This window comes from Dactylosporangium cerinum (assembly GCF_042653625.1).
Taxonomy (GTDB): Bacteria; Actinomycetota; Actinomycetes; order Mycobacteriales; family Micromonosporaceae; genus Dactylosporangium; species Dactylosporangium cerinum.
The window spans coordinates 70,008-81,794 of the sequence record NZ_JBHSIU010000105.1 but is presented as its reverse complement, the minus strand read 5'-3'; the positions used below and the strand labels follow the sequence as shown (position 1 = coordinate 81,794).

At 72.3% G+C, this 11,787-nt stretch carries 13 protein-coding genes; 6 read left to right on the top strand and 7 right to left on the bottom strand.

Annotation, left to right across the window (positions count from 1 at the left end):
• Positions 1-54: 54 nt before the first annotated feature.
• Genes ACFPIJ_RS52925 through ACFPIJ_RS52910 form a run of 4 tightly spaced genes read left to right on the top strand, consistent with a single transcriptional unit; the run spans position 55 to position 3,240 of the window.
• Positions 55-474, top strand: a complete 420-nt coding sequence (locus ACFPIJ_RS52925) for a hypothetical protein (RefSeq protein ID WP_380127138.1) — start codon at positions 55-57, stop codon at positions 472-474.
• A gap of 18 nt (positions 475-492) precedes the next feature.
• The gene (locus ACFPIJ_RS52920) at positions 493-864 is read left to right on the top strand and encodes a hypothetical protein (protein ID WP_380127137.1); all 372 of its coding nucleotides are present in this window, start codon (positions 493-495) and stop codon (positions 862-864) included.
• A gap of 19 nt (positions 865-883) precedes the next feature.
• Entirely contained in the window at positions 884-1,972 is a 1,089-nt protein-coding gene (locus ACFPIJ_RS52915; RefSeq protein ID WP_380127376.1) for an ATP-binding protein, read from the top strand.
• Positions 1,969-3,240 carry an Hsp70 family protein gene (locus ACFPIJ_RS52910; protein WP_380127136.1) on the top strand — a complete coding sequence of 424 codons (1,272 nt, stop codon included), beginning with the start codon at positions 1,969-1,971 and terminating at the stop codon, positions 3,238-3,240. Before ACFPIJ_RS52915 ends, ACFPIJ_RS52910 begins: the two co-directional genes overlap by 4 nt.
• Before the next feature lie 15 nt (positions 3,241-3,255).
• On the opposite strand, the gene ACFPIJ_RS52905 is transcribed toward ACFPIJ_RS52910, so the two are convergent.
• The 6 genes from ACFPIJ_RS52905 to ACFPIJ_RS52880 form a co-directional block, all read right to left on the bottom strand.
• On the bottom strand, positions 3,256-4,260 hold the full coding sequence (locus tag ACFPIJ_RS52905; RefSeq protein WP_380127135.1) for a LacI family DNA-binding transcriptional regulator: 1,005 nt from the start codon (positions 4,258-4,260) through the stop codon (positions 3,256-3,258).
• A 132-nt stretch (positions 4,261-4,392) separates the two neighbouring features.
• On the bottom strand, positions 4,393-5,283 hold the full coding sequence (locus ACFPIJ_RS52900) for a septum formation family protein (protein WP_380127134.1): 891 nt from the start codon (positions 5,281-5,283) through the stop codon (positions 4,393-4,395).
• Positions 5,284-5,353: 70 nt separating this feature from the next.
• A complete protein-coding gene (locus ACFPIJ_RS52895) occupies positions 5,354-6,238 on the bottom strand; it encodes a septum formation family protein (protein ID WP_380127133.1) in 885 nt (294 codons plus the stop codon).
• 80 nt (positions 6,239-6,318) lie between these two features.
• Complete coding sequence (locus tag ACFPIJ_RS52890; protein WP_380127132.1) at positions 6,319-7,686, bottom strand: DUF2252 domain-containing protein; 1,368 nt, start codon at positions 7,684-7,686, stop codon at positions 6,319-6,321.
• A gap of 26 nt (positions 7,687-7,712) precedes the next feature.
• Positions 7,713-8,684 (bottom strand): 2-dehydropantoate 2-reductase, encoded by a 972-nt coding sequence (locus ACFPIJ_RS52885; protein WP_380127131.1) that lies wholly within the window; start codon positions 8,682-8,684, stop codon positions 7,713-7,715.
• Positions 8,681-9,412 (bottom strand): tyrosine-protein phosphatase, encoded by a 732-nt coding sequence (locus ACFPIJ_RS52880; RefSeq protein ID WP_380127130.1) that lies wholly within the window; start codon positions 9,410-9,412, stop codon positions 8,681-8,683. Before ACFPIJ_RS52880 ends, ACFPIJ_RS52885 begins: the two co-directional genes overlap by 4 nt.
• 39 nt (positions 9,413-9,451) lie before the next feature.
• Between ACFPIJ_RS52880 and ACFPIJ_RS52875 the strand changes: the two genes are divergently transcribed.
• Both ACFPIJ_RS52875 and ACFPIJ_RS52870 read left to right on the top strand, forming a co-directional pair.
• On the top strand, positions 9,452-10,597 hold the full coding sequence (locus tag ACFPIJ_RS52875; RefSeq protein ID WP_380127129.1) for an FUSC family protein: 1,146 nt from the start codon (positions 9,452-9,454) through the stop codon (positions 10,595-10,597).
• Between the two features lie 71 nt (positions 10,598-10,668).
• Positions 10,669-11,328, top strand: coding sequence for a DUF3159 domain-containing protein (locus ACFPIJ_RS52870; protein WP_380127128.1), 660 nt, complete (start codon positions 10,669-10,671; stop codon positions 11,326-11,328).
• 7 nt (positions 11,329-11,335) lie between these two features.
• Here ACFPIJ_RS52870 and ACFPIJ_RS52865 read toward each other — a convergent pair whose 3' ends face one another.
• On the bottom strand, positions 11,336-11,686 hold the full coding sequence (locus ACFPIJ_RS52865) for an STAS domain-containing protein (protein WP_380127126.1): 351 nt from the start codon (positions 11,684-11,686) through the stop codon (positions 11,336-11,338).
• Positions 11,687-11,787: the final 101 nt, after the last annotated feature.

The window sequence follows — 11,787 nt, the reverse complement described above, 5'->3', positions numbered from 1 at the left end:
AGGTGTGGAATGACGGAATCGCCACCTGAGTCCGCCGCGGACCGGATGCGTCGGATGCGCCGGAAACTCCAGGACATCGCCGACGCTCCCGGCAACGAGGCCACCGCCCGGTCGGGCGTCCACCGTTCGCTGCCCGGGTTCGCCGGTCAGGTGAACGCGGCCAAGGAGCCGGCCCGCGCGTTCCTGGAGGAGATCGGGCTGCCGGCCCCCTCCACGGACGTCCTGTCCTACGCCGAGGTCGTCGGCTTCTTCCGGACGCACCTCTCGCCGACCGACGCCGGGCAGGAGGGCGTGGTGCTGCGCAAGCGGCTGCGTAGCGGCGACCTGTTCCATCTCGCCGTGGTCACCACCGACGGGGAGCCCGTCGTCGACCCCGCCACCGGGCAGAAGATCAGCTACGTACCCAAGGCTCGTTCGTGCGACCCGGAGCTCACCGAGCTGTTCGGCGACCGCGACATGATCATCTTTGACTAGGCCTGAGGAGCCCCGCTCGTGGAATTCATCTTCGTCGCGGTCATCGCGATCATCATCATCTGGGCGGTCGCGGCGGCTCGCGCCAAGCAGCGGGAGCGGGAGCGGCGGGCCGCCGGCTGGGGCGCGCTCCTCGTCGGCATCGCGGCCGTGGCCGTCGCCGTGGCGGTGATCACCTGGGCGGAGATCGAACGTTGGATCGAGAGCAACAAGATCGCCGGTGGCACCGCCCAGATCGTCCGGCAGAACAAGGCCGGCAAGAACTACACCAGGGTCTCCATCCGCGACGCGGTGGGCGTCGAGCAGAAGAGCAAGGAGTTCTCGTCGAACCGGACGGACGCCCAATACGAGCGGCGGATGCAGGGAATGTCGACCATCACCGTGAACACCTGAGGAGCCGGCATTGACTCAGGTGGATCGCACCCCTCGGGTGCTGTTGCCCGAGGGGCTCCCTGAGGAGGCCGCCGCGCAGTTCCGCGGGCGGGTCAGCATGGCCGCCAGGTCCCTGCTCGCCGCGTCCGGGCGGGACCGGGTCGACCTGTCGGTCGGCTTCGGTCCGCTGACGACCGCCGGGCCCGGCCCGCAGGTGCCCGGTGACGGCGGTCAACGCGCCACGGACGACGAACTGGACCTCGGCCACCGCATGTCCTACTTCACGCCGGTCCGGCCATCGCACCGGCTCGATCAGCTGGTCCTGCCCAAGGACACGCTGGAGCGGCTGCACATCGCCGTCGACACCGTCCGGTTGCGGGGGAAGGTGTTCGACGAGTGGGGGCTGCGCAGCATCGAGCAGCACCCGCGCTCGGCGATCAACCTCCACGGCGCGCCGGGCACCGGCAAGACCCTGGCCGCCCACGCCCTGGCCGACCATCTCCGGTCACCGATCCTGCTCACCCGCACGTCGCAGCTGGAGAGCAAATATCACGGTGAGGGCGGCAAGTACCTGGCCGCGATGTTCGAGGCGGCCCGCCGGCACAACGCCGTCATCTTCATGGACGAGGCCGAGTCCATGCTGTCGCGCCGGTTCGAGAGCGTGAGCCAGGGCTCGGAACACGCCACGAACACCTTGCGCACGGAGCTCATCCAGCACCTGGACGCCTTTGAGGGGCTGGTCATCTTCGCGACGAACCTCGCGCACACCTACGACCCGGCCTTCCAGAGCCGGCTCCAGCACGTGCACATCCCGATGCCGGACTACCGCGCCCGGGTGGAGATCTGGCGCCGCCACCTGCCGGACGGGCTGCCCGGGGCGAAGGCGGTCCCGGTCGAGAGCCTGGCGAGAATCGACGGCGTCGTGGGCCGGGACATCCAGCGGGCGGTGATCGAGGCGGCCGTCACGGTCGCCCGGGAGCAGCGGGCGACGGTCACCGAGGCGGATCTCACGCTGGCCCTGCGCCGCATCATCGAGGCCCGCGCCGACTGGCGCGACGGCGACGAAGCGGCGCCGGCGGCCGTCCGGCGCCAACGACTCAAGCGAACACGCAAGGGGAGACCGCTGTGAGCTGGACGCTCTGCATCGATCTGGGCACCTCGTTCACGACCGCCGTGATCGCCGACGAGGACGGCTGCAAATTCGTGGAGGTCGACGGCGGCCGGCGCATGCCGTCGGTGGTGAACGTGGACCAGGCCGGCCGGCTGCACACCGGGCGGCAGGCGCACGCGATGGCGGCACTCGACCCGACCGGCGCGATCCGGTCGCCGAAATCGGCCCTCGCCGCCGGCGAGCACGCCGTCGTCCGGAGCCGGGACGTGCGCACCGTCGACCTGGTCGCGGCCGTGCTGCGACGGATCGCGGACGAGGCGGTGCGGACCCGGTCCAGCCCGCCGGCGCGGCTGGTGCTCACCCATCCGGCCGGGTGGGACGAGGGCGGGGTGCGGCGGCTGACCGCCGCGGCCCTCGCCGCGGGACTGCCGGATCCGAGCGAGCTGTACCTGTCCGAGCCCGAGGCGGCGGCCTGCTGGTACATGCATTCGGCGGGGCAGGACATCCCGCTGGGTTCCGCCGTCGCCATCTACGACCTCGGCGGCGGCACCTTCGACGCGACGGTGTTGCGGCGCAACCACGACGGCGCGTTCGACTTCGCGGGCATCGACGGCGAGCCGTGGCTCGGCGGCCAGAACTTCGACAAGGCGCTCGAGCGCGTCATCCTGGACAACGCCCGCCACATCGATGCCGGTGCGTACACGCGGGTGTTCGGGTCCGGCTGGGCCGACCCCGCGGACGCGTTCGCCTTCCGCGAGGACGTCATCCGGGTGAAGGAGGAGCTGTCGACGGCCCAGTTCTCCGACGTGCGGGTGCGGGGGTTCCCGGCGGCGATCCGCGTCACCCGCGGCCAGTTCGTCGAGGCGATCAGCCCGGACCTGGAGCGGAGCTTCGACGCACTGGTCAGGGTGGTCGAGACGAGCGGGATCGCCGGGAGCCGGCTCGCCCACATCATGCTGTCGGGCGGATCCAGCCAGATCCCCGTCATCTCGGAGCTCATGACCCAGGTCTTCGGCCGCAGCCCGCAGACCACGTCCGACCCCAAGGGCGTGGTCGTGCTCGGCGCCGCCGCCTACGGGCAGTTGAAACTGATGGAGCAGCAACTGCACCGGCCCGCCGCGCCGCAGCAGGTGCAGGTGCAGCCGCCCGCAGCGGGCGGGCGCGCAGGCACGCCCTGGTATGAGAAGGAAGCGGCCATCGTCGGGATCGGGGTCGGCGCGATCGGTGTCCTGGGCGCCATCCTGGGGGCGATCGACCGGCACCGCTCGACCGTCAGGCTCTACTGAGGTCCGCCCGGACGGTCAGGGCGGCGGTGCGACCGACGCCCGGGACATGAGCGGCATGTCGATCAGGTGGGCGCCGGCCGTGCGGTCGGGGTCGAGCAGGAGTTCGATCCCGCGGCGGCCCATTTCGAAGTGCGGCAGCGCGACCGAGGTCAGCTGCGGCCGCAGCCACGACGCCAGGTCCGAGTCGTCGAACGCGACCACCGACAGGTCCTCCGGGATCCGCAGTCCCGCCGCCGTGGCCGCCTGGTAGACGCCCATCGCGACCCGGTCGTTGAGGCAGATGAACGCCGTCGCCCGGGTGCCGGTGGTGAAGAAATGGCGGACCGCCTCGTACGCCGGCTCGGGCCACCACGCCGACTCGATCGTGCCGGCCACCCGGGTGCCCGCGGCCGCCAGGGTCTCGTCGATGCCGGCGCGGCGGTTGCGGGCGGCGTACACGTGGTCGGCGGACTCGCCGACGATGTGGATGTCGTCGCGGTGGCCGGCCGAGAGCAGGGCCGCCGCGGCGGCGCGGCCGGCGGCGAGCTCGTCCGGGATCACGCTGACCGCGCGGCTGCCGGCGATGCAGTTGACCAGGACCACGGGATGCCCCCGCAGCGCGGCCGGGAGGCGGATCTGGCGGGTGTACATGGCGGCGTAGAGGAACCCGTCGACGCCGCGGTCGAGCATGTCCTGGACCAGGCGTTTCTCGGTGGCTGGGTCGCCCTCGGTCTCGCCGATGAAGAGCAGGTGCTGACGGGTGAGGGCGGTGGCGGTGCTGCCGCGGATGATCTGGCCGGCGAAGGCGTCGGTGGCGATCGTGTCGGAGACCAGGCCGATCGTCTGGGTGACGCGGGTGCGCAGGCTGCGGGCGGTGAGGTTGGGCCGGTAGTCCAGCTCGCGGGCGGCGCGCAGGACGCGCTGCTCGGCGTCGGCGGAGATGCGCATGTCGCGGCGGCCGGTGAGGACGAAGGAGGCGGTGGTGCGCGATACGCCGGCGCGCAGCGCGACGTCGAGCAGGGTCACCCGACCGGCCGGCATCGGCAGCACCCCCTCGACGGTCCGGAGATCAGATTGACGTGTCGCAGTTCGCCACTTTGACAGGTGTCACCTGCCGGCGCACGGTCAACCGAGGCTGAATGCGTTTAGCGGGAAGTGCGGGGTGTCACACGATCAGATGGCGGTGCCGCCGTTGCCCTTGAGGGACCGGGTGATCTTCTTGGGCAGCATCACGTAGCACCGCGCGGTGCGCAGGCCGGACGCCCACTCGTCCTTGTCGGCCATCATCCAGTACCCGTACCTGACGTCGGCCTTGTCCAGGACGCTGTCCGGGCTGCCGGTGAAGGCGCGGACCTGGGCCCAGCACCGGTCGCTGTACGCCGTGTCCATGGCCTTGCTGTCCGCCGGGTAGGTGGCGATCGCCGAGATGACGACGCCGACGAACTCCGTGTCGTGGGCCGCGGTGCATGCGGCCGGCGTCAGGTCGCTCCAGCTTTCCTTGGTGCCGACCTGGTTCGTGCAGCCGAGCAGCATGGAGCCGCCGGGCTGCAGGGTGCCCTTCAGCGTCTCCTTGCGCGGATCGAGGATCCCGGCCTCGGTGCGCAGCGCGGCGACGTCGCACCGGAAGAACCGCGCGCCGCCCTTCCACTGGCCGCTCGTCGGCGGGTACACCAGCAGCCGCAGCCGGCCGCTGGCCCAGGCGCCGCCCAGGTACTTCGTCGCCTCCTCCTCGCAGACCTTGTACTGGTCCGCGAGCTGCTCCAGCGACGGCGCCCGGTCGGCGTCGGCCTGCGCGCCGGTGAACTGCCCGACGTAGGCGGTCTCGATGACGTGCGAGTTCTCGCACGGCGCCTGCACCACGCCGCCCGGCACATCGACGATGTCGTAGACGTCGGAGGCGTCGGTGCGCCAGCAGTCGCCGGTCGCGGGCACGGGCACCTTCGCCTCGCCCAGCATCGACCAGTCGTCGACCAGGCTCTTGTCGGTGCCCGCGGGCACGCGGGCACATGCCGCAGCCGACGCCAGCACCAGCGCCAGCACGACAACCAACCGAAAACGCGACACGACCGTGCCTCCCACGCGAGATGTGCGAGCGCAGTGTGTCAGCAGTTGATCATTGTGACAAGAGGGTTGCTCAGACCGCCTTGGAGCCGTTGCCCTTCAGCGAGCGGGTGATCTTCTTCGGCAGCAGCACCCAGCAGGTCGCGTTGTGGTTGCCGGCGCTCCACTCCTCGGCGCTGCCGGCGTGGCGCGGGTACAGATACCGGGCCTTGGCGGTCGCCAGCGCGTTGATGCCGCCGCTGGTGTACTCACGGATCTTGTCCACGCACAGCGTGTCGAACACGGTCTTCGCCGCCTCCGAGGTCGCCGGGTACGTGCCGGACTTCGCCGTGATGAGGCCCATGGACTCCACGTCGTGCGGTGCGGTGCAGACCACCGGCGTCACGTCGCCCGTCCAGTCGACGCCGTTGTCCAGCACCGCGCAGCCGTCCAGCCGGTCGCTGCCGGGCTTCATGCTGTCCTTCAGCGTCGCCACACGGCTCTCCAGGTCGCCGTGGGCGCCCTTGAGCGACGCGACGTCGCACCGGTAGAACCGGGCGCCGCCCCGCCACTGGGTGCTCGTCGGCGGGAAGAGCAGCATCCGGGCCCGGCCGAGCTGCCACGAGGCGCCGAGGAACTTGGTGACCTCAGCGTCGCACGCGGTGTAGATGTCGGCCATCTGGTCGAGCTTCGGCGGCGAGTCGGCCTCGGCGAGGGCGCCGGTGAAGTGCCCGACCTGCACGACCTCGCCGATGTGCGGGCCGCTGCACATCGCGACCGTGGTCGACGCCGCCGTCATTCTGAACACGGAGGTGGAGGTGCTGGTCCAGCAGTCACCGGCCTTGGGCTCGGGCACCTTGGCCTCGCCCATCATGGCCCACTCGTCGACGATGTCCTTGTCGACCCCGGCCGGCACCTTCGTGCACCCGGCGACCACGACCAGCGTCAGTGCCAGCACGGCACCCAACCGAAAACGCACCACGTTTCTGCCTCCCCCGCAAGACGCGCGCGTGGGCAGTGTGTCAGCCGCCGATCGATGTCACAAGCGCGAAAGGGGGACTACACGCCCGTCACCGCCGGGAGTGTGCCGGCCGTCACGGCCGCGACCAGAGCGGCGTGGTCGGCCTCGGTCTGGTCGGCGTAGGCGACGGCGAACGCGGCGAACCCCGCGTCGAACTCGTCGCCGTCGGCGGTGTCCGGGGCCCCGCAGTAGCCGGACAGGGTGCGCGGATCGATCGACTGGGCGTGCGCCCGGGCCAGGACGACACCGCAGACGCGGGCGTAGTCGTCGAGCTGGCCGGCGCGCAGGGTCGTCGGGTCGACCGAGCCCTTCATGTTGCGGAACTGGCGGACCAGGTAGGGCCGCCCGTCGATGCTCGTCCAGCCGAGCAGCACGTCGCTGACGGTCTGCATCCAGCGCTGGCCGCGCACGATCCGCTCGCCGGCGTGCCGGTCCGGCACCGGCGGCAGATAGGGGGCGAGCGCCGAGGCGCGGGCCTGCTTGATCTGCAGGACGAGGGCCTCGTCGCCGTTGCCGTGCAGCAGCACGACGTAGGAGCGGTAGCCGACGCTGCCGAGGCCGACGATGCGGTGCGCCACGTCGACGACGGCGTAGCGGCCGAACAGGGTGCGGATCTCCTCTTCGAGGGTCGCGGCGTAGCCGTCCAGGGACTCGATGACACCGAAGGCGTCGGCCGACTCGAGTGGGACCAGGATCGGCGGGGCGGGGGTGAAGCGCCACGCGTCGTGCTCGAGGCGTTGCGTGAACTTCTGCGCCACGCGGCGGCTGGTGTTCTTCTTCGCCTTCTTGCGGACCCGGTCGAAGGTGTCGGCGAGGTCGCCGATGCCGAAGTGTTCCAGGGTCGAGTGGTCGGTGGTGAGGTAGTACGCGTCCAGCAGCGGCATGTCGGCCAGCTCGGCGAGGGCCGTGCGGTAGCCGGTGGCGCAGTCGCGGGCGGCGTCGCGGCACTCGTCGTCCGGCAGCCCCGCCTCGCGGCCGGCGCTGACCAGGCTCGTGGCGAGACGCTTGAGGTCCCAGTCCCAGGGGCCGACGACGGTCTCGTCGAAGTCGTTGACGTCCATGACGAGCCGGCGCTCCGGGGAGGCGAAGAAGCCGAAGTTCGCGGCGTGCGCGTCGCCGCAGATGTAGCCGTGCAGCCCGGTGTCGGCGGTCCCCGCGGCGAGATCGGCGGCCATGACCGCGGCCGAACCGCGCAGGAACGCGAACGGTGAGCTGATCATCCGGCCGATGCGGATCGGCACGAGGTCCGCGACGCGGTCGGCGTTGGACGCCGCGATCGTGCCGACCGGGTCGCGGTCGGCGGCGGTCCGCAGCTCGGTCAGTGACTTGACGGGGCTGCTGGCGCGCCGCTGGATCCCCTCGGCGCGCAGGGCCTCGGGCGCGGACCATCCGGTGGAGCCGATCATGCCCTTACGGTAGCGGCCGGACGGGCTCAGGGAGCTGTCGGATACAGGCCACGTTCCCGGGCCGCGAGCCTGGTCAGGCCCAGCAGCGCGGCCAGCGACGGGGTGGGCACGTCGACCGTGGCGGCGATCTCGCGCACCACGGTGAGCATCGCGTCGAGCTCGATCGGGCGGCCCGCCTCCGCGTCCTGCAGCATCGAGGTCTTGAACGCGCCGAGCTTGCGGGTCACCGCGTTGCGGTCGGTGGGGCTCTGCTCGACCGGGCAGCCGATCCTGGCCCCGATCTCGGCGGCCTCGCGCATGACCGCGTGGGCGAACCCGTTGACGAGGTCGTCGTCGAGGATCTTGTCGGCGGTCGCGCCGGTCAGCGCCGAGATGGGGTTGACCGTCATGTTGCCCCACAGCTTGTACCAGATGTCGGCCTTGATGTCGGCGGACTCCCGCACGGAGAACCCGGCCCCGCGCAGCACGCCCGCCGCCGGGCCCGGGTCAGGACCGGCTGCACCTCCACCGCGTGCGGCGCCGAGGATCAGCTCGTTCTCGGCCTTCAGCTGCACGACGCCCGGCGCCGGCACGCTCGCGCTGAGATGCACGACGCAGCCGACCAGCGAGGAGACCGGGATGCTCGCGGCGATGCTGCCGGTCGGGTCGACGCTGTGCAGCCGCCGCGGGTGCAGGAACCACCACGGCACGCCGTTCAGCGCCGCCACGACCACGGTGTCCGGACCCAGCAGCGGCACCAGCGACGGCGCCAGGGCCGGCAGCGAGTGCGCCTTCACGGTGAGGAACACGAGGTCCTGCGGACCCAGCCGGGCCGGGTCGTCCGAGGCGGTGACGTGGACCGTGCGCTGGTCGTGCGCCTCCCGCAGCCGCCACCCGTCGGACCCGATCGCGGCCAGGGTGGCGCCCCTGGCCAGGACCGACACCGGCAGCCCGGCCGAGGCGAGCCGCACGCCGATGACCCCGCCGACCGCGCCGGCGCCGACGACGCAGATCTTCACGCCGGGTCCTCCAGCAGGTGCGCGTCCAGCGCGGCGAGGTGCGCCTCGGACAGGCCCGACTCGAGCAGGTAGCCACGCACGGAGCCGTGCCGCCGGTGCACGTCGCCGAGGAACAGCAGCATCGCCTCGGCCGGGGACACCAGGTAGCGCGCCGGCATCGTCGCCATCTCCGGGTTGACCCGGCGCATGTGCTCGGTGAACCGGTCCGTCGCGGCCGCGGTCAGCGCGTAGTCCTCGGCGATGTCCTGCTCGGCGACGCCGAGTGCGGCGAGGGTGAGCGCGGCCACGACCCCGGTGCGGTCCTTGCCGGCGACGCAGTGCACGACGACCGGCGCGTTGTCGGACTCGGCGATGACAGCGACCGCGGCCACCATCGCGGCCGCGCCGCCGTAGGCGATGTCGAGATAGCGGTTGGCCAGCCACCGGGCGTCGCTGGGCTCGTCGTTGTCGGTCGCGTCCTCCCACTCGGCGTGATCCGGGTGCAGGTGGTGGTAGGTGAGCCCGGCGAACTCGGGGACCCGGCCGTCGCGGGCGACCTCACGCGGCCGCCGCAGGTCGATGACGGTCCGCACGCCGAGCGCGGTGAACGACGCCGCGTCGGCCGGGTCGATCCGGCTCAGCGAGTCGGAGCGGAAGAGCCGCCGCCAGCGCACCGTGCGGCCGTCGCGGCCGCGGTAACCGCCGAGGTCGCGGAAGTTGAACAGATTCGGGTGGTCGTAACTGCGCACGCTGCGACCCTATCCGGTGTGCCGGTAGGCTTTCGTCACGTGGATCCCGCCCGGCCCAAGCCTTCGTCGAAGTCCAGGGCTCTGGTCACCGAGCCGCTCGGTGCGCTGCTGACGAGCGTGCCGAAGAGCCGGCCGAGTTGGCTGACCGTCGTCAAGACCACCGTCGCGGCGACCGTGGCATGGGTCCTCGCCCGGCATCTCGACGACAACGCCGCGGTGCTGTTCGCCCCGATCGTCGCGATCCTGACGCTGCAGGCCAGTGTGTACGGGTCCGTCGCCACCGGCCTGCAGCTGCTGTTCGCCAACCTGGTCGGCACCGCCCTGGCCATCGGCTGGGTGCAACTGCTCGGGCTCACCTGGTGGTCGCTCGCGCTCGCCGCGTTCGCCGCCCTCGCCGTGGCCCGGCAGATCACCAACACCCCGCTCGCGCGCAACCAGCTCACCATCGCGATGGTGGCGGTGCTCGTGCTGGCGCCGGTCGCCAAGGGGTACGGGCAGTGGCGCTTCGTCGACGTCGCCATCGGCAGCGTCGTCGGGCTGCTCGTCGCCGTGATCGTGCCGGAACGCCCGCGCGTGCGGCAGGCCCGTCAGGCGCTGGACTACTGGGCCGCGACGTGCGTCACGGTGCTGGAGGACATCGCCGCCGAGCTGGACCGCCGGGCCGGCGGGCCGGTCCTGGCGCCGGCCGAGCGGCACGACTGGATCCCCACGTCGCGGGGGCTGTCGGAGCTCAGCGCCGCCGCCGCGGCCGAGCTCGCCGGGGTCGAGGAGACCGCCCGGCTCAACGTCGCCGCCGGCCGGCTCCGGCGGCGGCTCGCCGACCTGCGCGACGAGCAACTGTTCCTGGTCCGGATCACCCTGCAGGTGCGCGGTGTGTCGCTGGCCACGGACCGGCTCTACGACCGGGCCGGGCAGCCGCCGGCCCTGGACCGCGGCACGCTCGCCGGGCTGCTGCTGGCCCTCGCCGCCCTGCTCAAGGACTGGACCGACGGCGGCGAGACCGACGACACGCGGCTGCGGGCGGCGCTGATCACCGCCGTCGAGCAGGTCCACACGGTGTTCCCGAGCGCGGTCGCCGTCCTCGACTCCGTCAGCCTCCTCGGCCGGGTCGACCAGCTGCGCCAGGACCTCGGCGGGCAGGACGCCGCCGCGCTGGTCGACCCGGACACCTTGCCGCGATCGTGACTCCCCGCGCCGCACCGGGCATGATAGGGCAGGCTTACCTCGGTCGAGCCGGGTTCTGGAGGGCGTGGACGGTGCACAACGGGGACGAGTCTCTCGCCGACCTGCTCGGCGGGCGACGGGCCGCGCTGGACAGCGTCGCGCCCGTCGTCGGCTTCGCGGCGGGCTGGCTCGCCGGCGGGCGCTCGATCGCGCTCGGCGCGGGGATCGCGGTCCTCGTCGGCGCCGCCGTCGCGGCCTGGCGGCTGCGGCAGCGCCGGGCGCCGGCCGCGACCGTGGTCAGCCTGCTGCTGGTGTGCCTCGGCGCGATCGTCGCGCTGCGGACCGGCCGGGCCGAGGACTTCTTCCTGGTGCGGCTGCTGACGAACGCCGCGAGCGCGCTCGCGTGGGCCGGCAGCATCCTGGTGCGGTGGCCGTTCCTCGGGCTCATCGTCGGCACCGTGCTGGGGCAGAAGACCCGGTGGCGCCGCGATCCGGCGCTGCTGCGGGCCTACCAGGCGGCCAGCTGGGTGTGGGTTGGCCAGTATCTGGTGCGCCTGCTGGTCTTCGTGCCGCTGTGGTGGGCCGGCCAGGTGGTGTGGCTCGCCACCGCCCAGGTCGTGCTCACCTGGCCGCTGGTGGCGGCGTGCCTGGCGGCGAGCTGGTGGGTGTTGCGCCGGGCCCTGCCGGCGGCGCACCCCGGCCTCCGGCACCCCGTGCCGGCGGCGTCGGACGCCGGGGTCAGCAGTCCGTGAGGGGCGATCAGGGCGCCTTGAGCGCGATCACGGCCTCGTCGACGGTGTCGGTCAGGGTGAACACCCGGTCGAGCGCGGTCAGGTCGAAGATCCGCCGGATGCGGGCATGCGGGCAAACCACTGCGAATCCGCCCGATTCGGTGTCCCTCAGCCGCTTGTGCACCGACACGAGGACCCGCAATGCTGTGGAGTCGATGAACTCCACCTCCGACAGGTCCAGCACCAGCAGCGTCGCGCCCTCGTCCAGGCAGCGGTGCACCCACGTGTGCAGCGCCGGTGAGGTCGCCACGTCGAGGGCGCCGGTGGGCGTGACCACGACACACCCGTCGACCGTCTGGGTCGCGATGGCGTCGGTCATGTCCGCTCCTGCTGTCGGTGCGTCAACGGTGGTCCCCCTCGGTGCGCGGATGGTGCTCGGCCCTGAAGGGGCGGTCCGGGCGCACCGCGCGTTACACCCGG

What these genes read in the sequence shown, in the direction of transcription:
- ACFPIJ_RS52925 (WP_380127138.1), top strand. Translation starts at nt 55, where the DNA reads ATGCGCCGGAAACTCCAGGACATCGCCGACGCTCCCGGCAACGAGGCC.
- ACFPIJ_RS52905 (WP_380127135.1), bottom strand. Translation starts at nt 4,260, where the DNA reads ATGCCGGCCGGTCGGGTGACCCTGCTCGACGTCGCGCTGCGCGCCGGC.
- ACFPIJ_RS52890 (WP_380127132.1), bottom strand. Translation starts at nt 7,686, where the DNA reads ATGATCGGCTCCACCGGATGGTCCGCGCCCGAGGCCCTGCGCGCCGAG.
- ACFPIJ_RS52865 (WP_380127126.1), bottom strand. Translation starts at nt 11,686, where the DNA reads ATGACCGACGCCATCGCGACCCAGACGGTCGACGGGTGTGTCGTGGTC.